At 56.5% G+C, this 21,859-nt stretch carries 22 protein-coding genes and 2 pseudogenes; 5 read left to right on the top strand and 19 right to left on the bottom strand.

Annotated elements, in window-relative coordinates; translation table 11 throughout:
- Window positions 1-5: 5 nt before the first annotated feature.
- The 11 genes from paaC to ACR0AM_RS19865 all read right to left on the bottom strand — a co-directional run bounded on the left by paaC (window position 6) and on the right by ACR0AM_RS19865 (window position 12,708).
- Window positions 6-764, bottom strand: a complete 759-nt coding sequence (paaC, locus tag ACR0AM_RS19915; RefSeq protein WP_480555168.1) for a 1,2-phenylacetyl-CoA epoxidase subunit PaaC — start codon at window positions 762-764, stop codon at window positions 6-8.
- A complete protein-coding gene (gene paaB / locus ACR0AM_RS19910; RefSeq protein WP_209507558.1) occupies window positions 764-1,048 on the bottom strand; it encodes a 1,2-phenylacetyl-CoA epoxidase subunit PaaB in 285 nt (94 codons plus the stop codon). The genes paaC and paaB overlap by 1 nt, the downstream gene beginning before the upstream one ends.
- A gap of 23 nt (window positions 1,049-1,071) precedes the next feature.
- Window positions 1,072-2,049, bottom strand: coding sequence for a 1,2-phenylacetyl-CoA epoxidase subunit PaaA (gene paaA / locus ACR0AM_RS19905; protein WP_480623818.1), 978 nt, complete (start codon window positions 2,047-2,049; stop codon window positions 1,072-1,074).
- A 15-nt stretch (window positions 2,050-2,064) separates the two neighbouring features.
- The gene (pcaF, locus tag ACR0AM_RS19900; RefSeq protein ID WP_480623817.1) at window positions 2,065-3,267 is read right to left on the bottom strand and encodes a 3-oxoadipyl-CoA thiolase; all 1,203 of its coding nucleotides are present in this window, start codon (window positions 3,265-3,267) and stop codon (window positions 2,065-2,067) included.
- A gap of 189 nt (window positions 3,268-3,456) precedes the next feature.
- On the bottom strand, window positions 3,457-4,272 hold the full coding sequence (locus ACR0AM_RS19895) for a PaaX family transcriptional regulator C-terminal domain-containing protein (RefSeq protein WP_480521238.1): 816 nt from the start codon (window positions 4,270-4,272) through the stop codon (window positions 3,457-3,459).
- 62 nt (window positions 4,273-4,334) lie between these two features.
- Window positions 4,335-6,365 (bottom strand): phenylacetic acid degradation bifunctional protein PaaZ, encoded by a 2,031-nt coding sequence (paaZ, locus tag ACR0AM_RS19890; protein WP_480623816.1) that lies wholly within the window; start codon window positions 6,363-6,365, stop codon window positions 4,335-4,337.
- Between the two features lie 119 nt (window positions 6,366-6,484).
- Window positions 6,485-7,672, bottom strand: a complete 1,188-nt coding sequence (locus ACR0AM_RS19885; protein ID WP_480623815.1) for a cytochrome P450 — start codon at window positions 7,670-7,672, stop codon at window positions 6,485-6,487.
- Window positions 7,672-9,024 (bottom strand): TRAP transporter large permease, encoded by a 1,353-nt coding sequence (locus ACR0AM_RS19880; protein ID WP_480478172.1) that lies wholly within the window; start codon window positions 9,022-9,024, stop codon window positions 7,672-7,674. The genes ACR0AM_RS19885 and ACR0AM_RS19880 overlap by 1 nt, the downstream gene beginning before the upstream one ends.
- Complete coding sequence (locus ACR0AM_RS19875) at window positions 9,021-9,527, bottom strand: TRAP transporter small permease (RefSeq protein ID WP_480623814.1); 507 nt, start codon at window positions 9,525-9,527, stop codon at window positions 9,021-9,023. The genes ACR0AM_RS19880 and ACR0AM_RS19875 overlap by 4 nt, the downstream gene beginning before the upstream one ends.
- Before the next feature lie 57 nt (window positions 9,528-9,584).
- A complete protein-coding gene (locus tag ACR0AM_RS19870) occupies window positions 9,585-10,604 on the bottom strand; it encodes a TRAP transporter substrate-binding protein (RefSeq protein WP_480623813.1) in 1,020 nt (339 codons plus the stop codon).
- 70 nt (window positions 10,605-10,674) lie between these two features.
- Window positions 10,675-12,708: an FAD-dependent oxidoreductase gene (locus tag ACR0AM_RS19865; RefSeq protein WP_480623812.1), complete on the bottom strand. Its 2,034-nt coding sequence runs from the start codon at window positions 12,706-12,708 to the stop codon at window positions 10,675-10,677.
- 103 nt (window positions 12,709-12,811) lie between these two features.
- Between ACR0AM_RS19865 and paaG the strand changes: the two genes are divergently transcribed.
- From paaG to ACR0AM_RS19845, 4 genes are read left to right on the top strand one after another with little or no spacing between them, the layout of a single operon-like run.
- Window positions 12,812-13,597, top strand: a complete 786-nt coding sequence (gene paaG, locus ACR0AM_RS19860) for a 2-(1,2-epoxy-1,2-dihydrophenyl)acetyl-CoA isomerase PaaG (protein WP_480496128.1) — start codon at window positions 12,812-12,814, stop codon at window positions 13,595-13,597.
- Window positions 13,598-13,599: 2 nt separating this feature from the next.
- Window positions 13,600-14,025 (top strand): hydroxyphenylacetyl-CoA thioesterase PaaI, encoded by a 426-nt coding sequence (gene paaI, locus ACR0AM_RS19855; protein WP_480547562.1) that lies wholly within the window; start codon window positions 13,600-13,602, stop codon window positions 14,023-14,025.
- A gap of 24 nt (window positions 14,026-14,049) precedes the next feature.
- A complete protein-coding gene (paaK, locus tag ACR0AM_RS19850) occupies window positions 14,050-15,360 on the top strand; it encodes a phenylacetate--CoA ligase PaaK (RefSeq protein WP_480623811.1) in 1,311 nt (436 codons plus the stop codon).
- 3 nt (window positions 15,361-15,363) lie between these two features.
- The gene (locus ACR0AM_RS19845; RefSeq protein WP_480623810.1) at window positions 15,364-15,960 is read left to right on the top strand and encodes a TetR/AcrR family transcriptional regulator; all 597 of its coding nucleotides are present in this window, start codon (window positions 15,364-15,366) and stop codon (window positions 15,958-15,960) included.
- Window positions 15,961-16,091: 131 nt separating this feature from the next.
- On the opposite strand, the gene ACR0AM_RS19840 is transcribed toward ACR0AM_RS19845, so the two are convergent.
- The 8 genes and pseudogenes from ACR0AM_RS19840 to ACR0AM_RS19805 all read right to left on the bottom strand — a co-directional run bounded on the left by ACR0AM_RS19840 (window position 16,092) and on the right by ACR0AM_RS19805 (window position 20,747).
- Entirely contained in the window at window positions 16,092-16,298 is a 207-nt protein-coding gene (locus ACR0AM_RS19840) for a hypothetical protein (protein WP_480623809.1), read from the bottom strand.
- 62 nt (window positions 16,299-16,360) lie between these two features.
- Window positions 16,361-16,780, bottom strand: coding sequence for a hypothetical protein (locus ACR0AM_RS19835; RefSeq protein WP_480623808.1), 420 nt, complete (start codon window positions 16,778-16,780; stop codon window positions 16,361-16,363).
- A gap of 393 nt (window positions 16,781-17,173) precedes the next feature.
- Window positions 17,174-18,571 (bottom strand): pyridoxal phosphate-dependent decarboxylase family protein, encoded by a 1,398-nt coding sequence (locus ACR0AM_RS19830; protein ID WP_480623807.1) that lies wholly within the window; start codon window positions 18,569-18,571, stop codon window positions 17,174-17,176.
- A 122-nt stretch (window positions 18,572-18,693) separates the two neighbouring features.
- On the bottom strand, window positions 18,694-18,819 hold the full coding sequence (locus ACR0AM_RS19825; protein WP_480623806.1) for a hypothetical protein: 126 nt from the start codon (window positions 18,817-18,819) through the stop codon (window positions 18,694-18,696).
- Between the two features lie 316 nt (window positions 18,820-19,135).
- On the bottom strand, window positions 19,136-19,510 hold the full coding sequence (locus tag ACR0AM_RS19820) for a transposase (protein WP_480623825.1): 375 nt from the start codon (window positions 19,508-19,510) through the stop codon (window positions 19,136-19,138).
- A 114-nt stretch (window positions 19,511-19,624) separates the two neighbouring features.
- A pseudogene (locus ACR0AM_RS19815) lies at window positions 19,625-19,818 on the bottom strand (IS6 family transposase); the annotation flags it as partial.
- 204 nt (window positions 19,819-20,022) lie between these two features.
- Window positions 20,023-20,418, bottom strand: a complete 396-nt coding sequence (locus tag ACR0AM_RS19810) for a hypothetical protein (protein ID WP_480478154.1) — start codon at window positions 20,416-20,418, stop codon at window positions 20,023-20,025.
- 44 nt (window positions 20,419-20,462) lie between these two features.
- Entirely contained in the window at window positions 20,463-20,747 is a 285-nt protein-coding gene (locus ACR0AM_RS19805; RefSeq protein ID WP_480478152.1) for a TniB family NTP-binding protein, read from the bottom strand.
- A gap of 397 nt (window positions 20,748-21,144) precedes the next feature.
- Here ACR0AM_RS19805 and ACR0AM_RS19800 point away from each other — a divergent pair.
- Window positions 21,145-21,853, top strand: a pseudogene (locus ACR0AM_RS19800) (IS6 family transposase).
- The last annotated feature ends 6 nt before the right edge of the window (window positions 21,854-21,859 follow it).

Here is a 21,859-nt window from a genome sequence, read left to right as displayed (position 1 = left end):
ACATGTTACCAGCTTGCACCGGGATATGCGCGCTGCAACCACTGCATCTGCGTCAAAAGGTGCCCCAGATGTTCCGTATGCATGCGCCCGTCACGCCCGCCTTTATGGGCAAATCGGCTTTCCGGAAGGGTCAATGTCGCCTTGGCCAGAACCCGTTTGACCAGCGCATCATATTCTTCGCGCAGATCGGCCGGGTTCGGCGCGATCCCGGTCGCAACCATCTGCGCGTCGATGTCATCGCTGACAAACATCTCGCCTACATATGGCCAGAGGTAATCCAGCGCCGCCTGCATCCGGGTGTGGCTTTCTTCAGTTCCATCACCCAGACCTACGACCGTTTCTGCCGAACGCTCCAGATGATAGGCGACTTCCTTGCTGGCTTTGGCAGCAATCGCGGCGACACGATCGTCAGAGGATGTCAGAAGACGGCCGAGCATGACCGAATGCCAGGCATCGAACAGGAACTGGCGCATCAGGGTGCGGCCGAAATCACCGTTCGGAACCTCGACCAGCAACACATTGCGGAAATCCCACGCGTCGCGCAGAAATGCCAGATCATCGGCGGTTTTGCCGCCCCCTATCTCGCCGGCAAGGCCAAGCCACATCTGGGTCTGCCCAATCAGGTCCAGCGCCGTGTTGGCCAATGCAATATCCTCCTCCAACACTGGCGCATGGCCGCACCATTCACTGACGCGATGGCCCAGGATCAGGGTATTGTCCCCCATCCGCAGCAGGAACTGCTGAAACGCTTCGTCGCGGGTCATCACATCGCCCCCACTTCTTCGGGGATGTCGAAAAAGGTCGGGTGGCGGTACACTTTGCTTTCGCTGGGCTCATACAACGGGCCTTTGTCGCTGGGCGACGAGGCCGAGATGTTGTTGGCTTCTACCACCCAAATCGACACGCCTTCGTTGCGGCGGGTGTAAACATCGCGTGCATTCTTGATCGCCATTTCCGCGTCCGGGGCATGCAGCGAGCCGACATGTCGGTGGCTCATACCATGTTGACCGCGGATGAAGATTTCCCACAGGGGCCATTCGGTATTCATCGGGTTTCCTCCTCAGGGTAAGCTTATTCGGCGGCCAGATTGCCAGCCTGTTTCTTGCGCGCGTGGGCCAACAACCCGTCACGCACCCATTTGCCGTCATCCCAGGCCTTGTTGCGCGCCGCCAGACGGTCGACGTTGCAGGGGCCGTTGCCCTTGATCACATCGAAGAATTCCGACCAATCCGGCTCTGAGAAATCGTAATGCCCGCGCTCCTCGTTCCACTTCAGGTTCGGGTCGGGGATTGTCAGACCCAGATATTCGGCCTGTGGGACGGTCTGGTCGACGAATTTCTGGCGCAGCTCATCATTGGTGTTGACCTTGATCTTCCAGGCCATCGACTGCGCTGAGTGGACGGAATCCTTGTCGGACGGTCCAAACATCATCAGCGACGGGTACCAGAAGCGGTTCATCGCGTCCTGCGCCATCTTGCGCTGCTCGGGCGTGCCTTCGGCCATCTTGCGGATCGCGTCATAGCCTTGGCGCTGATGGAAGCTTTCTTCCTTGCAGATGCGGATCATGGCGCGTGAGTACGGCCCGTAAGACGTTCTTTGCAGCGGCACCTGATTCATGATGGCAGCCCCATCGACCAGCCATCCGACGGCGCCGATATCCGCCCAGTTCAGCGTCGGGTAATTGAAGATCGACGAGTATTTCATGCGACCGTCCAGCAGCATCTCGGTTATCTCATCACGGCTGACACCCAGTGTTTCGGCCGCACAATACAGGTAGAGCCCATGGCCGGCTTCATCCTGCACCTTGGCTAGAAGGATTGCCTTGCGTTGCAGCGTCGGTGCACGCGTGATCCAGTTCCCTTCGGGCAATTGCCCGACGATCTCGGAATGCGCGTGCTGTCCGATCTGGCGGATCAGCGTTTTGCGATACCCCTGAGGCATCCAGTCCTTGGGTTCGATCTTGATATCCGCGTCGATCCGCGCCTGAAATTCAGCAAGCTTTTCAGGATCATCGTTTGACGCCTCGGATTCTACCATCTGGGCATACATGTCCCGTCTCCTCCGTTACACGCGTTCAAGAATAAGTGCAGCGCCTTGCCCGACACCGACGCACATTGTGCAAAGCGCATAGCGCCCTTTGGTGCGTTTCAGTTGGTACGCTGCGGTCAACACAAGTCGGGCGCCGCTCATCCCCAATGGATGGCCAAGGGCGATTGCGCCGCCATTCGGGTTCACATGGGCGGCGTCATCGGGCAGACCCAACTCTCGCAGCGTTGCCAAACCTTGCGACGCGAAAGCTTCGTTCAACTCGATCACATCCATCTGGTCGATGCTCAGCCCGGCGCGCGCCAAAACCTTTCGGCTGGCAGGAACCGGACCAATACCCATGACCCGAGGCTCGACACCCGCGACGGACATGCCAACCACACGGGCAATCGGGGTCAGGCCGTTCTTTGTCGCTGTCGCTTCATTCGCCATCAGGATCGCGGCTGCACCATCATTCACGCCCGAGGCATTCCCTGCGGTCACAGTTTTGTCCGGCCCGTTCACACCCTTGAGGCCCGAGAGTTTTTCCGCTGTGGTTCCCGGGCGCGGATGTTCATCCGTATCGACAACAATCGGATCGCCCTTGCGCTGTGGAATTGAAACCGGCGTGATTTCTTCTTGGAACACGCCTGTCGCGTGCGCCGCAGCCCATCGTGCCTGGCTGCGCTCGGCAAAGGCGTCCTGGTCTTCACGGCTGATCCCGTAATCTTCGGCCACATTGTCAGCCGTTTGCGGCATGGAATCGACACCATACTGCTGCTGTAGCCTTGGGTTCACAAAGCGCCAGCCAATCGTCGTGTCGTAAACCGCATTGCTGCGCGTAAACGCCGACGTCGCTTTGGGCATTACAAACGGTGCGCGCGACATGCTTTCCACGCCACCCGCAACTGCAAGATCATAATCGCCTGCCTTGATGCCACGCGCCGCCATTCCGACGGCATCCATGCCACTGGCACACAAGCGGTTTATCGTTGTTCCAGGTACGTCCGTCGGCAATCCGGCCAGCAGGGACGCCATCCGGGCAACGTTGCGATTGCTCTCTCCTGCCTGATTGGCATCGCCATAAATGACGTCATCCACACTGGTCCAGTCGACTTGCGGGTTGCGCGCCATCAGGGCCGCCAGCGGGATAGCCGCCAGATCATCCGTGCGAACCGATGAAAGCGCACCACCATACCGCCCAATCGGGGTGCGGGTTGCGTCGCAGATGAAAGCGTCCATCAATTGCGTCTCCTGTTGGAACACGAGCATTAACCGTCTGGTCGGTTAATAAATGCTCAATCGATTCGGCGCAAGCTTTATGTTACCATGTAATCGTCTCTATCAGTTTTCTGTAACATTAAATGACGCTTCTTTCACATCCGCCTTCCAGCCCGCAAAAGCGCCATCCCGGGCTCGGCAAAAAACGAGTTAACCACCCACCGCAGATTCCAGCGTGGCAAGATTCGGTTTGGGCAATTGTCCCAGCAGTCGGGACACAGCCACTCGACATTCCGCGCCTTTCCAACCAACAGGCAAAAAGGCCGGGGGCAGGGATGGATGGCGTAGAACCAAACGACGCCACCCATGCACAATCAATACGCGCAGCACCGCTATTTTCAACGGATCGTCGACGCCATCGACAGGCAACAGTTGCTCAGTGCTCTGAAGGGAGTGCAAGAACTGATCATAGGCAGACTTGAGCTGTTCAGGGCCACAAAGGTCGCGCAGCCAGCCTGGAACCGAAATGGCGCTGCTTTCAACACCCAGCAGTTCTTCAAGGTTCTCGGGGGTGGGGCCTGCAGACATGGCTGTTGTGGGGTTAACCGAAATATAATCTCCGGTCAGCATCAGATCCGCTAACTCTTTTCGCGAACTGTCTGAACTGTTGGCGATAAGCACATGCCAAGTTTCTGGTGTATTCGTCTCGCGGGAATAAATGCGCGGGGCGGCGGCGGCGCTTTGACTACGGCCAAATTCGGTCAGTCTGTGAACGCTGTTTCGCCCGACCCGCGTACTTTCGATCCAGCCTTCTTTGCGCAGCCTGTGCAGCGCAACACGCGTGGCTTCGGCCTTGATCCCTGCAAGGTTGGTCAGCGCTGTGATCAGCGCGCCACTAACCTGGTCAGATCCGCTCTGGGCCAGATCACCGAAAATCGTGACCAAAACAGACCACACACGTTGCGTGCCAGTTGTGGTCAACTGGCTGACGCAGGTTTCGAACCATTCTGGGGCCGTATCTTTCATAAGCACAGTATAATCGGGCCGGAGGGAATTGCCATCCAGCGCCTGCGCACCTGCACTTGTGTCTAGTAGGCAACCATGGTCAGTAACTCGTATTCTGCGACCAACTCATCGTCTTGCTGCGTCAGGGTAACGTGCCAGCGAACCTCGCCGTAGTCGTCATTGCGCTTGGTCTTGTGCTTGACCGTCAAACGAACCTTGATGGTGTCACCAGCCTCGACCGGTTTCATGAAACGCAGCCCGTCAAGACCGGTATTTGCCAAAACCGGCCCCTCGTTCGGTTCGACGAACAATCCGGCTGCGAAAGACAACAGCAAGTACCCATGTGCAACCCTGCCCGGGAAGAACGGGTTACGTTCCGCTGCCGCCTGATCCATATGCGCATAGAAGGTATCACCGGTGAAGTTGGCGAAGTGTTCAATATCTTCCATGGTGATAGTTCTTGTCGCAGTGTGAAGGGTCTCGCCAATCGACAAATCGTGAAACCGGCGGGTAAAGGGATGAGCAGGGCCTTCGACTTCGGTCGCGCCAGGCACCCATTTCCGTCCAATCGCTGTCAGCAGATCGGGCGATCCCTGAATAGCGGTGCGCTGCATATAGTGTTTCACACCCCGTACCCCGCCCATTTCTTCGCCGCCACCGGCGCGTCCCGGACCTCCATGAACCATGTGCGGCAGAGGGGAACCATGACCGGTGGATTCCTTCATCGAGTCACGGTTGTTGAAATACAGACGCCCGTGATATGCCCCTGACCCCATGGCAACCTGTCGCGCCACTTCTGGATCATGGGTGATTACTGACGCCACAAGAGAGCCCTGCCCCCGGTTCGCCAGCTCAATGGCATGGTCAAGATCGCGATACCCCATCACTGTGCTGACCGGACCAAAGGCTTCGGTATCGTGCACACGTTGCGCCGCGTCAGGATTGGCGCAATGGAAGAGCATGGGCGGCAGGAACGCCCCCTTTTCGGCATCAGCGCCCTCAACCGCGAAATCCTCGGGGTTGCCAAAGACACGCTCGGCTTCTTGCCCAAGGATAGCTGCCTTTTCCAGAACATCACGCTTCTGACCGTTCGAAACCAACGCACCCATACGGGTGGCTTCCAGCTTTGGGTCGCCAATGGTCGTTTTCGCCAGTCGCGCCGACAACGCGTCAATTACCGCCTGTACCTGCGGTTCGGGCGCGATGATCCGACGGATTGCGGTGCATTTCTGCCCTGCCTTCGTGGTCATCTCGCGTTGGACTTCCTTCACGAAGAGGTCAAATTCCGGCGTGCCCGGCACGGCATCGGGGCCAAGGATCGAACAGTTCAGGCTGTCCTGTTCCGCAACAAACCGTACCGAGTTCTCAAGGATCACCGGGTTGGAGCGCAGTTTCAGGGCTGTATCGGCGGATCCGGTAAAGCTGACCACGTCCTGCATGGTCAGACGGTCCAGCATGTCACCCAAACCACCCGAGACCAACTGCAATGCACCCGCTGGCAAGATGCCGGACTCAAGCATCAACCGAACACACAGCTCGGTCACATAACACGAGCTCGTGGCTGGTTTTACAATCGCCGGAACGCCCGCCAGAAGGGTTGGGGCAAACTTTTCCAGCATCCCCCAAACCGGAAAATTGAACGCGTTGATGTGAATTGCCACCCCTTGCAGCGGGGTGCAAATGTGCTGCCCCAGGAAAGTACCGTTGCGCGAAAGCTGCTCGACATCGCCATCTAGATAGACATGACCGTCCGGCATTTCACGACGGCCTTTTGCGGCAAAGACAAACATCGTTCCGATGCCGCCGTCGATATCAATCATATGATCCGATTGCGTCGCACCGGTGTTGAAAGACAAATCATACATGACCTGCTTGTGTCGGCCCAAATGGACGGACAGCGCCTTGAGCATTTTGGCGCGTTCATGGAACGTCATTTTGCGCAGTGCCGGCCCTCCGACATTGCGCGCATAGTCCAACATCCCCTGGACATCCAACGCGCTGTTACCCGCTGTGGCGATAACCTCGCCGGTCACAGCGCTTGTTATTGCGCGGGCACCCTTGCCGGGCGAAACCCACTCACCGGCTGCAAAGCTGGGAATCTGTTGGATAGTCATGAGCGTCTCCTCGTCTTAGTCGCGATCCCCGCGCTGCCATAGGCCGGTCTCGCGAAATCATATTTTAAACCGTACGGTCGGTCAATAAATTACCAAGCAATTTTCCCAAGCCGGGTTTCTCAGACCCGCGCGGGTAATCGTGCAAATCCCCGAAACCGGATACGCCCGCCCCGCTCGGCACCGTCGGTGATGCGATAGTCTGGAAAACGGGTCAGAAACCGGCCGACGGCCACCCGGCCCTCCAGACGCGCGAGGGTCAGGCCGACGCAGGTATGGGGCCCTCCGGCAAAGGCGTGATGCTTGTTGGGGCGTCTGTCCAAGATCATCTCGTCGGGCCGGTCAAACTGCCGTGGATCGCGGTTGGCCGCACCGATACACAGATGAACATCGGTACCAGCCGGAATGGTTTGACCGTGGAACGTTACATCAACAGTGGTCAGGCGATTGCCGAACTGGTTCGGGCTTTCCAGCCGCAGAAACTCGTCCACAGCCGGAACGATCAGGTTCGGGTCAGCCAGCAACTCCGCCCGCTTGTCGAGGTGCCGGTCCAACAGCTCCAATGCGTTGCCGATCAGGTTCGTTGTCGTCTCATGCCCTGCATTCAGGATGAATATGCAGTTCTGATACAGCTCTACCTCGGTCAGGCCACCATCCGTGTCGTCCTGGATCAGCCGGGTCAGGACATCCGTTGCCGGATCTCCGGGGTTGGCGCGGCGATCCTCGATGATATTCCGCAGGAAGTCCTTGAAGTCCGAGACCGAGCGGTTACCCCGCTCTTCCTGCTCTGGCGTCAATTGCGGCTCCAAAGCACCAAGAATGGCCAGAGACCAATCGCGCAATGGCCCGCGTTCGGATCGTGGTATACCCAGCAGATTGCCGATGATCTCAATCGGGATTGCCCCGGCAAAATCCTCGATCAGTTCGACATTGCCCTTGACCTGCATCTCGTCCAGCAGCCCATCGACAAGCTGGATCAGACCCGGTTCCATTTGCGCCAACGCGCGCGGGTTCATCGCGCCGACCATTACCTTGCGAACACGGGTATGCAGCGGCGGGTCATTAAACACCAGACTGGTGGTGTGGTGTTCATACAAGGGGCTGTCGACCCCGTATTTTGGACCAAATACCGCTTTCTTGTCCGATATGAACCGCGTGATGTCCCGGTAAATAAGGTCCAGATCCTCGTACCGAGACAGAATAACCGATCCGTCAGGCTGCCAGCAGACGGGCGTATCCTCGCGCAGCGCGGCGTAGGCAGGATAGGGATCAGTGTGATACCCGTCAGGAAGCGCGGTCAGAGAGAACATCAGTGCCCCATCGCCCCCATTTGTTCAGGCAGAACCAACACCAACCACGGCACCAGAACGATCAGGGCCAGCCGGAAGATATCCGCCACCCAGAACGGAGTGACACCCTTGAAGATTGTTCCGGTTGATACATCCCCGACCACACCTTTCAGAATAAAGACATTCAAGCCGACGGGAGGAGTGATCAGGCTGATTTCAGTCACCACAACCACAACAATACCAAACCAGATCGGGTCATACCCCAACGATGTGACCAACGGGAAGAAGATCGGCACCGTCAGCAGCAGCATCGACAGGGATTCAAAGACGCAACCCAAAATGATGTAGATTCCAAGGATCATCAGGATCACCACAAAAGGTTCAACGTCATAGGCCGTAACCAACGCGATGAGCGCTTCAGGCAGACCGGCAAGGTTGATGAAATTCGAAAAGATCTGTGCCCCGATCAGAACGGAAAACAATGCCGCGGCGGTATAGGTGGTTTCCTTCAGCACCTCAAAAGTCGACCCCAAAGTAAGCCCGCCTCGTGACAGCGCGATCAGGAAAGCGCCCATTGCGCCCATGCCTGCCGCCTCGGTCGGGCTGAAGGTCAGGTTCAGTGGATGAAAATCGAATGCACCGTACAATCCGCCAATCACCAGAAAGAACAGCAGCAATACGGCCCAGACTGAGCGCACCGCCGACAGACGCTCGGCCCAGCCGTGACGTTCACCCGCCGGTCCCGACTCGGGCTTGCGTGCGACGGTCCAGCGGACGGCGAGCAGGTAGAACAGGATGCCAAGCAGACCGGGAATGATACCCGCAACGAAAAGTTTTCCAATCGAGGTTTCGGTCAGCAGCCCGTAGATGACCAGGATCACCGAAGGCGGAATAAGGATACCAAGCGTACCGCCCGCTGCAATCGATGCCGTCGACAGCTCGTCGGAATAGCCATAGCGGCGCATTTCCGGCATTGCGACCTTGGACATGGTGGCCGCCGTTGCCAGAGACGAGCCGCAAATGGCCGAAAAACCTCCGCATGCCGCAACCGTCGCCATGGCGATACCGCCCCTGAAATGACCCAGAAAAGCATTTGAAACTGCGTAAAGCTCGCGCGCAAGACCACCTTTATTCACGAACAAGCCCATAAGGATAAACAGCGGGACGACCGACAGGCCGTAATCCTGCGCCGTGTCGGTGATTTGACGACCCACCATCGACATCGCGGCTTTCAGCCCACGCTCTGACAGGATGCTGCCACCGCGTTCATAGGCAAACCCAAGCGTTCCGACCAATCCCATTGCAAACACGATAGGTAAGCGCACCAGCACAAGAACAAGAACAAGAACAAAACCGATCAGGGCAGCGGTCATTGGTGGTGCTCCGACAAGGTATGGGGGGCAAGAAAGTGCAAAAAGCCGGTGATGACCATTGCAACAGCGGTGATCGCTATGAACCCCGAGATGAACAAGCCTACATAGAAGACAGGGATCGAAAGGTATTCCGTGACGTCCCCGTAATCCCGCGCGCGCTCGGCAAGTAGCCAGACACGTTGGATCGGCCAGATCAACATGACGCCGGACACCAGATACACGATCCCATCGCGCACCCGGCTTAACCGCAGGCGAGAAAACAGCCCATCCGTCAAGTCCACAGCGATTTGGCCCTTCCCTGCTGAGATCATCGGCAAGACCGAGAACACGAGGATGGCCATCAGGATCCGGGTCAGCTCTGTCGCCGCCTCGATCGGGGCGTTGAAGACAGAGCGCAGGATGACATCAAAGAATGTCATCACCATCAGGATGAATAGCGCGGCACAGGCCAGCAGCGTTGGCACGATACTGACGCGACGCGCAAAGGTCACGAGAGATTGCATAACGGGTCCCCAGCGGGTGAAATCGGCTGGCGGATCGCGTCCGCCAGCCCGACTGCGTTATTGCGCAGCCATTTCATTTACGATCATGTCGTAGGCTGCCTGGGCGTCGATGCCTGTGCCACTGACTTCGTCGATAACCTTGGCGCGTACATCCGCGGCAATCGCATTGAACTTTTCCAGATCTTCAGCGGATGCGGCATGGATTGCGTTACCTTCGGCGCCTTCGGTCTCTTCCCGGCCGATCGCATCGATCTCATCCCAGATCTTGCCAATTTCGCGGCTCAGCGGTTCACCGAAAACGTTTTCTTCCAGCGCTGCCTGCAGATCGGCGGGCAGGTCAGCAAAGGTGTCCTCGTTCATGATAAAGGCAAACGAACCGCGATATAGGCCGCCAGGGACCTCATAGACGTTCTGGGCCACTTCCGTCAGCTTGAAACCTTTGCGGGATTCAAAGGGCATGACGACACCATCTGCGGCTTTGGAAGCCAGGGTTTCATACACTTTCGGTGCAGGAACCTGGATACCGGTTGCACCCAACGCCGTGCCCACGTCACCGCCAACACCGCCGGGGATGCGAACCTTGAGGCCCGAGACTTCGTCCAGCGACGTCACCGGGCTGCTGGAATGCAGCTGAGCCGGACCATGTGTGTGCAAAGCGATCACTTTCACACCACGGTGTTCATCTGCCGCCTTCAAATGTGTGTCATATGCGCGCCAATATGCGACCGACGCAGCCTCGGCCGAGCCTTCATATCCGGGTAGTTCGATCATCTTGGTGGTGACAAACCGGCCCGGCTGATAGCCGTGGAAAATGATCGAGGCATCAGCGGCGCCATCCATGATCAGGTCCATCTGCGCGGGGGGCGGGGCAAGGCCCAGCTTCAGCTCGGCGGTGACCTGACCATCGGTGGCCTCTTCGATCATCTCGACGAATTTCGGCCACATCTTGGCATTGATGCCATGGGTCGGCGGGGCCCAGCTGGAAATGGTCAGCGTATAGTCTGCCGCAAGCGCCACTGTACCTGAAACGGCCAGTGCAGCTGAGGCGAGAAGTGTGCTCAACCTTGTGAATTTCATAGTTCTGTCTCCTCCCTGTGAAACATGAGTCAAGAATGCGTTAATGGTCACTTTTGTAACCATCAACTTGTTAATTATCTCCAAGACAGCCCGCGACGCGCCATGAACCGGGGCTTTCCTTGGCTACGGTTTCCATCATTGCCTGCGTCGTGCTGGCACCGATTTCCTTGCAGTAGTTCATCGGACCGCCGCGCCAGCGCGGAAAGCCGTAGCCGTGAATTTGAACCATATCGACGGCTTCCGCGGACTCGGCGATCCCCTGCTGAATGATCAACCCGCCCTCGTTGTCCAACACCGCCAAAATGCGCGACACGATTTCGTCCTGTGCGTATGCCCGCCGCGTTATGCCCTGATCAGCCGAGTAGGACTCTATCAACGCGTCCACTTCGGGATCACGGATCGGTTCGCGAGTACCGTCTTCATAGCGATACCATCCTTTGCCCGTGCGTTGGCCAAGACGACCCATCTCGCAAAGCTGGTCAGCGATCGTCACATAGCGTTCGTTCGGGTCGCGGGTTGCTGCATTACGTTTTCGGTTAGCCCAGGCGATTTGGAGGCCGGTCAGATCTTGCAGCTCGTAGGGCCCCATGGGCATCCCGAAAGCTCGCATTGCCTGGTCCACCTGATAAGGCAACGCCCCATCTGCCAGTAAATAATCGGCCTCGCGCCGATACGCAGCCAACATCCGGTTGCCAATAAAACCATCACAGATGCCCGACAGCACAGAAACCTTGCGAAGCCTTTTTCCAAGCGCAAACCCGGTGGCGACAACTTCGGGCGAAGTTTGCGGCGTATGCACGACTTCCAACAGCTTCATAACATGGGCAGGGCTGAAGAAATGCAGGCCAATACACCGCGATTGATTTTCGATACCCGCGAAGATATCGACTGGGCTCAGGTAAGACGTGTTCGTGGCCAGAATCGCGTCACGCTGCATATGGCGGGCCAATTCTGCAAAAACCTGTTGCTTGACTGACAAGTCTTCAAACACAGCCTCGATCGCCAGCTGAGCGTTCGCAGCTTCGGAGTAGCTGTCCACAGCTCGAAACGCAGCAAGGCGTTCCCGCAGCTGTGCTTCGGACATCTTACCCCGCTTGACCGCCCTCTGTAGCAGCCCCTCAACCCGGCTACGGGCGGCGGCAGCTGCATCCAAATCTCTTTCAATCAAAGTAACAGACAGCCCGCCACTCAGGGCAGCGGTGGCGATCCCTGCGCCCATCAACCCGCCACCGACAACTGCGATCCGGCTGATATCGCGCGGAGTAACTCCGGCAATCATGGAAGGTCTGGCCACCTTGCGCTCGGCAAAAAAGGCGTACCGCAAGGCGCGGCTTTCAGAGTTTTGACGCAGAGCCAGATGGCGCGCACGCTCTTTCGGCTGTGCGGCAGCAAAGGGTTCGGACGACCAGCTGAGCGCGGTCAGGTTTTCCAGCGGTGATTGCTGACCCCTGGCGCGTTTTATCAAAGCCTGACGGCTCGTCTCCAGAAGGTCAGACGCGAATTCGCCGACGGGCCTTTGACTGACAGGTGCCGGGCGCTTTGGCAGGTTGGCGACAAAGTCCAGAACAGCTGCCGTTGGGTTATCGGCAATCAGGTCAATTCCGCCGAGATTGGCCATTTCCTCGGCTTTCAGGGTTTTTCCCGAACAGGCGATGTCGATCGCTGCTTCCATTCCAACAAGGCGCGGCAATCGCTGCGTGCCCCCTGCCCCCGGGATGAGGCCCACATTGACTTCCGGCAACCCAAAGCTGGTGCCCGGCGCTGCGATCCGCCACGCGCAGGCCATGGCAATTTCAAACCCGCCACCTAACACGTTGCCGTGCATACAGGCGATAAACGGCACATTACTGTCTTCGATTTTCTGAACAACATCAGGCAAATGCGGCTCAACCGGAGCCGCATCAAACTCGGACATGTCACCGCCCGCGATAAATGTCCGACCGGCGCAGCACAGGACGGCAACCCGAGCTTTCTGAACTGCATCGACCGCGGCGGCCAGACCCTGCCGAACGCCCGTCGAGGTTGCGTTCACCGGCGGGTTGTCGACCGTGACCCAGGCCACGTCGCCCTTAAAGTCAACACTCACCAGCGACGGCTGCGACATTGGCAATCCCTTTGATCAGTCCAGATTCGGTTCGGGTTTATATATTGACCAACCGTTCGGTTAATGCAATGATTAAGTTGTCACGGGAACAGATGAGACTGCCATGAGCGATACGATCCTTGTACATGATCACGGAAACTGGGTAGAAATAACCCTGAACCGCCCCGACAAGCTGAACTCGTTCAATGAGGAGATGCATCTTGCCCTTCAGGACGCGCTGAAGAGCGCGCGCGAAAATGGTTCCCGCGCGATTTTGCTGACCGGCGCAGGGCGCGGTTTTTGTGCGGGTCAGGACCTTGGAGACCGCGATCCCTCGAAAATGGATGGCCCGCCTGATCTGGGCAAAACTGTACGCACTTTCTATGCCCCTTTGGTTCGACTGATCCGGTCTTTGGATTTCCCGGTAATTTGTGCCGTAAACGGCGTGGCCGCGGGTGCAGGCGCGAACCTTGCACTGGCCTGCGACATGGTTCTGGCCGGGGAAAGCGCAAAGTTCATTCAAAGCTTTTCCAAGGTCGGGCTGATTCCGGACACAGGCGGCAGCTGGCACCTGCCCCGATTGTTGGGCGAAGCGCGCGCTAAGGGGCTGGCCCTGACAGCAATGCCCCTAACCGCCAAACAGGCCGAAGAATGGGGGCTGATCTGGAAGGCGTTGCCCGATGATCAGCTGATGACCGAAGCACGCGCTCTTGCCACGCAACTCGCCAACGGCGCCACCCTTGGGTTGGGCCTGACCAAGCAGTGCATTCAAACAGCAGCCACCACATCCTTGTCCGATCAGCTTGAAATTGAAGCGGACGCGATGAAAACTTGTGGGGAAAGTGCCGATTACGCAGAAGGCGTGTCCAGTTTCCTCGAAAAACGCGCACCGCATTTTCAGGGAAGATGATGATGACCCCAAACGAACGTGCCCAAAAATCCGCGGCAGCGATGTGGGCCAATGACGAAGCCAGTAAATGGTTCGGGATGGAGCTTGTGGAGGTCGAAGAAGGGCGCGCTGTCCTGTCACTGACTGTTGCACCGCATCACTGTAACGGACACGGTATTTGCCATGGCGGCGTCACGCACGCTCTTGCCGACAGCGCTTTTGCCTTTGCCTGCAACAGCCGGAATGTTGCAACGGTGGGACAGCATACAATGGTCAGCTATCTCGCACCAGGACGGAAGGGTGACCGCCTGACGGCTACCGCGACAGAAGTGAACCTGTCCGGTCGCAGCGGTATCTACGACGTCCGCGTCATCAATCAAGACAATACTCTGATCGCTGAATTTCGCGGCATGTCCCGCGCCGTTGGCGGCCAGAATTTTCAAGAATAGTTTCGTGACTGGAGGAGTTACGCGATGGAAGACCTTACCCCCAACAAAGCGGACCTGGACCCGATCGAAATCGCCTCGATCGACGAAATTCGCGCCACGCAGCTTGAGCGCCTGAAATGGTCCGTGCGTCACGCCTATGAAAACGTTCCGATGTACAAGCAGCGCTTTGACGAGGCTGGCGTGCATCCCGACGATCTTCAGCAGCTTTCGGATTTGTCAAAGTTTCCGTTCACGTATAAAAACGACCTGCGCGACAACTATCCGTTTGGTCTTTTTGCGGTCCCGCGCAGCGAGATAATTCGCCTGCACGCGTCCTCCGGCACGACAGGCAAACCGACAGTGGTCGGTTACACAAAGAATGACATCGACAATTGGGCTGACCTTGGCGCGCGCTCTCTTCGGGCGTCTGGGCTGCGCAAGGGCGACATGGTGCACAATGCCTACGGCTATGGGCTGTTCACCGGTGGGCTAGGTGCCCATTACGGGATCGAACGCCTTGGCGCGACTGTCGTCCCGATGTCGGGCGGGCAAACCGAAAAGCAGGTCAATCTGATCAACGATTTCCGCCCTGACGGTATCATGGTTACACCCTCCTACATGCTCAATATCCTAGAACAGTTCCACAAGGCGGGTCTCGACCCACGTGAGAGCTCGCTGAAGGTTGGCGTTTTTGGCGCCGAACCCTGGACTGACGCGATGCGGGCCGAGGTCGAGGCAGCCTTCGACATGCACGCCGTCGATATCTATGGCCTGTCCGAGATCATGGGCCCCGGAGTCGCCAATGAATGCGTTGAAACAAAAGACGGACCTGTAATCTGGGAGGATCATTTCCTGCCGGAAATCATCGACCCGGCGACCGGAGAAGTCCTGCCCGATGGCGAAACCGGAGAATTGGTGTTCACGACTCTGACCAAAGAAGGGCTGCCGATGATCCGCTACCGCACACGCGATCTGACGTGCCTGCTGCCGGGGACAGCAAGGTCAATGCGCCGGATGGCAAAGATCACCGGTCGCAGCGACGACATGATGATCCTGCGCGGCGTCAACGTCTTCCCCAGCCAGATCGAGGAACAGGTCATGGCAACGGGCGGTCTTGCCCCCTATTACCAGATCGAGCTCTATAAATCCGGTCGCATGGACGCCATGCGGGTCTTTGTTGAATCCTCCCCCGGTTCCACCGACGAGCTGTCAAAAACGGCCGCTGCTCGGATGCTGACCAAGCGGATCAAGGACGTCGTTGGCGTTTCAACCGAAATTGTAGTAGGGGACCCCGGCGACGTCGAACGCTCTCAGGGCAAGGCGAAGCGCGTTGTAGACAATCGCGATAAGGACTGAGCCGTGGCCCGGACAATTGCTAAAGACCACGACCAAAAGCGAGAGCAGATCCTGAAGATGGCGGCAAAAGTGTTTGCCGACCAGGGGTTTGACCGTGCTTCGATGACCCTTTTGGCCAAAGAATGTGGGATCTCGAAAGCAAACATATACCACTACTATGACAGCAAGGATGCCATCCTGTATGACATCCTTGAAACGTACTTGCGTGAGTTGCGGGACCGGATTTGCAATGTTGATCTGGACGGCCTTAGCCCCGAACAGAAACTTCGCAAAGCAGTGCGCGAGATCCTTTTTGCCTATCAGGGTGCAGATGACGAGCACCGGGTTCAGATCAGTGGCATGAGCGCACTGACCGAGGAACAGCAAAAAAGGCTACGGGGCTATCAGCTTGATCTGGTGAACTTTGTACGCGACATACTTCTGGAGTTGTCCCCCGGTTCTTTTGACGGAGCCAAGGACACGCTTCGAGGAGCGACTATGTCAGTCTTTGGCATGTTAAACTGGTATTACATGTGGAACACCGGCGCAGGCCCCAAAGCCCGCGAGGATTATGCCGATCTGGTGAGCACCCTGACTATGCATGGCGTGCAAAAGCTTTAGGCGTGCCCGCTTGGGGAAAACACGCTTGGGGCTGGTCACGTGTGTTATTCTGAAATCTCAGGCCAGACTGGTCGGCTATCCTGAGGCGCGCCAGTAAAGACCGCGACAGCGGCGAGCGCGCGGCCACCTTTTTACTTCTTGCGCACCTTCAGATTGTCCAAAAAGAGCCGTTTCGCTGCCATGACCTCTTCGTCCGACATGTTTGATCTGTTCAATTCAAGAAAGTACTCTGCGGCACCAGCCGTTTGAACATTCAAGTTACTGACAGGCGTCAGATCATCGGACCGTACATTCAGCATCGAAAGCACCTTGGTGACAGGAAATAGACGGTCACTCATGTTTGAGGTGTCAAGGGAAACGACGTCAGCATGAGGAGATACCGCATCCTTAACTCGGGCAACTACACCAGCAAGATCTGCACCTTGCTGAAGCAGGCCTGCGTATTCCGATAGGTCTTCCTTAATTCTGTTCGAGCGTATGTTTTGCCAATAAACGCTTTTAATCCAATCAGAAGCATTCCTGGTGGAAAAAAGAAGGTTACACGCGCTTTACCATCAGCAAACTTTTCGATCTCATTCAGGAGAACCTCAGACAAAAACGGTGCCATGGAATAAGAGTACACGTTTTTGCGCCCTGGAATCAGGCCGGCAAACTCCTCACTACTGACCAACAGCGGTTTGTCTGCTTCGTTTTCAAAACGTGCCAGGGCTTGCCTGAGCAGCTTGCGAAACTTATTAAGCACTCGTTCTTCTTGCACCACAGAAAAGCGCCGTGCTGAGAAGCCAGCCTCTTTCAGATCACTCGGAACAAGAATATTCACTCTGCTCTTCAATCGGGAACGGTTTCGGAGCAACATCGTTTGCAGAGTTCGAGTGCCTGTTTTGTGAAACCCCTGATGTACGACTACTTTCAACGTTTATTTATCCTTACTCAACCCTTATCGAAATTGATGGAAAAGCACTTCACTCAATACCTTTTATCCTTCACAGACCCACATGTAACCTTAGACCTTCCCCCCAGTGGTCCCTCATTCATAACGAGAGGGTGCGGGTTCGGTTTTCATAGTCTTCGGTTTCGGTTAGGGCAAACTCACCTGCGGCGATAACCTCATACGGGTTGGAAAACTCGGGGAAATCACCATTCAGAGTGATCGCACCATCCTAGGTAATCGCGCGAAAGACGGTATCCCTTGCAGCACTTAACGTTGCGAATTTCATAGCAGGCTCTCCCAGACATCGCGGATGACATCCGCGGCCATCAGCACGTCATCGCGGGATGTGTCGAATTGCCCAACCTGAAAGCGGATGATCTTGCGGCCATCGAACATGCCTTGCGTCAAGTAAATTCGGCCATCGTCATTCAGCGCGTCCACCAGCCGCTGCTGCGCGGCGTCATCCCCAGGACAGCGAAAGGAAAACAGGCTCAGGATCGGGCCGGTGGTGATCTCAAACCCCTCCATCGCGCCGATCTTTTCTGCAAGTTCATTGGCCCAGAGCACATGGTTGCGAATACGGTCCCGCAACCCGTCGAGACCGTATGACCGCAACAAGAACCAAATCTTCAATGCCCGGAACCGACGACCCAGGGGGATGGTCCATTCCGAATAATTCGTCGCCTCTGCCCCAGTGGTCTTGAGGTATTCCGGTTCGATCTTAAGCGTGTTGAGCTGTGGCGCGGCGTCCCGCAGAAACTGGATCGCGCAATCGAACTGCGCACCCATCCATTTATGGGGGTTGAAGACAATGCTGTCGTAACGGTCCGCCCCGGGCCAAAGGGCCTCGCGAAACTCGGGGCAGATCATCGCCGACCCCGCCCAGGCCGCGTCTAGATGTGTGTAGAGGTCGTATTTTTGCGCAATCTCAGCGACCGCTACCAGATCATCGCAGGCCCCAACCCCGGTACCGCCCGTAATTGCAATGATACCGGCAGGCACATACCCAGCCGCGATGTCACCCTGAATTGCGGCGTCAAGAGCCCCTGCATCAATCGCAAAGGTCGGACCACCTGTAGGCAGTTTCACCAGATTGTCCTGACCAATCCCCGCAACCCAGCAAGCCCGATCAATCGACGAATGCACCTGATCCGAACAGTAAATGCGCAGCGCGCCCTTGGCGTTCAGGCCTTCGCGGTTGCCGGTAAACCCTGTTGCCCGTTCCCGCATTGTCAACACAGCCGACAACGTGGCTGATGATGCACTGTCCTGAATAACTCCGGTCATACCTTCCGGCAATCCAAGCGCTTGCCGCAGCCAATCGACCATGACACCTTCGACTTCAGTCGCAGCTGGCGAGGTCTGCCATAACATGCATTGCGCCGCGATTGTGGTCACCAGCATTTCAGCCAGCATCGACGGGGGCGCTGCATTGGCCGGGAAATAGGCAAAGAACCGGGGGTGTTGCCAATGAGTAATACCCGGCATCACGATCTGTTCGAAATCGGCCATGATGGCTTCCATCGGCTCGCCACTATCGGGGGGCGATACCTTTAGCTGGGCCACGATTTGTCCTGGTTTTGTCTGTGCGCGAACAGGGCGCTCGGCAAGAGTTCTGTGATAGTCGGCCGCCCATTTCGAAATGTGCTGACCCCAATGCGAAAACGTGTCCCAATCCATACGCAAGCCTTCTTTTGTAACTGAGCACCAATTCGTCCAGTCCCCGACCTTACCTGTTCGGCTCGTGGACTAAAGCCGAACAGGTGTGCATTTTTCAATTGAAAAGGTCCCGGGTTCTGGCTTCAGACCGAAAAACTGACATTCGCCTGACCTGTGCCAGAGCTGCCGAAATACGGGGTGTATATGTCGATCTCACCCTTGTAGCTGCTCCAGCCCAGAGCTCCGAACAGCAAAGCAGTGTCATTCATGGCGCATTCGCCTGTACATTTCTTTGCATAGTCTGGAAGCATTTCAAGGGGCATTGCCATTTGTGGACAGCCCCGGTTTTGCAAGAGTTTTCTTCGAGTTTGTGATCGTTTTGCGTAGCGGTCATTTGTCCGGCCTTTGTGCGCGGCGCATTTGACCGCTGGCCCTGATGAAGTCCGCGGGCCGGGTCCCTATCAACTTGCCGGGCTATGACGCTCTGGCAATACCTCGGGGTGTTCCGGCTGCGGCGGCAAAGATCATCATCACTGGAAATGCCCTTGCAACTCGTATGGAGCGTTTCTTGGACGCCCCGAAATCTCAGGCTGGCTTATAGGCCTCCTTTTTCGACATGACAGCCCAAACGACCCGGGCGGTCTTGTTCGCCAGGGCCACGCTGACCAGTCGGGCTGGTTTGTTGTTGAGCAGGCATGGGACCCATTCTGCGATCTGCGTCTGTGCATGACAGATCCGTCTGAGTACAGCCGTCGCGCCTACAACGAGGAGCTTGCGCAGATAGCCATCTCCCATCTTCGTGATCCGTCCCAACCGGTCCTTGCCTCCCGACGAGTTCTGTCTCGGAACCAGTCCGAGCCAGGCGGCGACCTGGCGTGCCGACCAGAACTGCAAAGGATCAGCGACGGTAGCGGCCATCGCTGTTGCTGTGAGCACGCCAACACCTGGGATCGTGGCCAGCCGCTGGCAAACCTAACTTGTACGATGCCAGGCATGTATGTTCCGATCAAGTTCGGTGATCTCTTCTTCAAGACCGTCCTGTCTGACGTCAGACACAAGAGCGGTCACAAGGGCTTTTCGGCGGCGCACTGTTTCTGCAATCGCACCGGAATACCGTGTGACCCATCGGTTCAGCGTTGTATGATCAACAGAAACGCCTCGTTCGTGCATGATTTCTTCCAGATCACGATAAGACACTCCATATCGGACATAGAAAACACCGCGATCAGGATCACTTCCCTGAGATATTGTGCGCCTTTGAAAGAGATTCTAGTCCGACTTTCGACTTGAAAATACCGATAGTCATTCACCCGCTGGTGGCGCGAGCGTCAATGGCAAAAAACTTGCAACAGAACCCATAGGCATAAGGGTTGCACCAAACGGTTGCGGTCATCAAAGGAGATGTGCCTGGACTGCGCCGGATCGAGCCGGTAGAGGATCGATAAAAAAAACTACCCAATTACAAAATAGTATTAAGAATCTTCATATTCCATCGCATCTTGATCTTGTATTGGAGCACACGCTCCCGTTCTAAGAAGGCAAAAATTAAACCAAAAGTCGTTTCCAAATTCATTTTGGTAGTTCATACCATAGAGCCTTTTGAGGCTCATTTTGCTGCAAAATCTCTGTTCAAACCAAACCACAAAATTCATCCATACATCCACAGCATGATCTTGGCTTTCGATCTCCAGATAATCGATGCCATGGCGACCGTTCAAAGAAAACTCAACCCACGACATATTGTTACCAAATCTCTTTAGCGCATCATCTATGTAACTTTGATTTGGAAGCTGCATATCTCCGAAAAAAATCCACCGAAGCTTTCTTTCAACGCCAACGGCTTGAAGAATGTATGATAGCTTGGACATTCTTCGTCTTCTAAAGTCGGCGCCCCGATCGACGCCGGAGTGCGCTAATAAAATTGCCTCTCGTCGGACGCGAGTGGCACCTGCAGTAATAGGATCGGTGTTCGGGTGACACCAATATCTGCTTCGTATTGGGTTGGGTACAGGCTTTCCATACGCTTAGCGATCATGGTCTTTCCTATCCCTGAGCTGCCATAAACCATAAGGCCAGGCATCCAGGACTGTTTTGGCATCTTTATGAGAGAAGTGAGCCTGTTCAGCATTATATTTGCGCGATCAAATGCGATCCACCTGTCACTGCGGACCAGGTCTAGTCTTTCGTTTGTTTCCATAAAAATCATCCATCAGGTAGGTAGGAAGATCCGGATAGCTGGTATCGATCGCGAACATCTCGCGGGATGGATCGCGTTTGGTTTTGTCGTTAGGAAGTCGCGCTTGACGTTCTCCCTCCAGCCGCACCGCCAGAGTTTTCTGCTTGGACGCGTGCGCGATGCGCCTTTATTCTTCAATAATCTGAAAAAGCATCGCCTCCGGGATCGTCCCGCCGTGGCGTTCGTGAAATATCGAACGCGCACGCCGCGACTCCCAAAGCGAAATTCGTGGCCGCGACAGATTCTTGTAGCGCGCTACCATGGTCCGTCCTTCGTCATTTACAGCCCAAATCTGGGACATATCGCGAGGGGGCACTGCCAAATTGATCGCCCTCCGCTTCTCGGATAGCGAGGCACCATGACGATACCCATCTCGATGCCATGCCTGAAGGGCTTTCGTTTTCCCCGCGAGATCGTCTCCTATGCCGTCTTGGCCTACCATCGGTTTGGGCTGAGCACTGCCGATGTCGAGGACTTGCTCGCCGAGCGCGGTGTCATCGTTAGCCGCGAGGCCATTCGTCTCTGGGTGAACCGGTTCGGTCCACAGTTCGCGGCTTGTATCCGGCGCGATCGACCCCGGCCGCACGACAAATGGCATATGGACGAGCGCGTCGTCCCGATCAACGGCGTAAACACTGGCTGTGGCGGGCCATCGATGCCAACGGAGACGTTCTCGACATTCTCATTCAACCCCGCCGCAACGCCAAAGCCGCAAAGCGATTTTCGCTCGTTTGGTCGCCGCCTACGGCAATCCGCGTGTCGTGATCACCGACAAGCTCCGCAGTTATACCAAGCCGATCCAGGCCATCGCGCCTGACGCTGACCATCGAGCACACAAGGGCCTCAACAATCGGATCGAAGGGTCACATCGGCCAACCCGGAAACGGGAAAAGATCATGGGCCGGTTCAAGTCACCGCGCCAGGCACAACGGTTTCTCGCCGTCCACGATCAGGTCAGTACAATCTTCCGCCCTCGCCGCTATCGCCTCACCGCCAAATCCTATCGCCACGCAATAGCCGATGCCTTTGATCTTTGGAACGGCTACACACCCGAGATGACCGCCTGACGGGCG

The sequence above is a fragment of the Ruegeria sp. AD9 genome, from assembly GCF_056542305.1.
The sequence above is the reverse complement of the archived record's forward strand: the minus strand, read 5'-3'. Positions and strand labels throughout refer to the sequence as shown.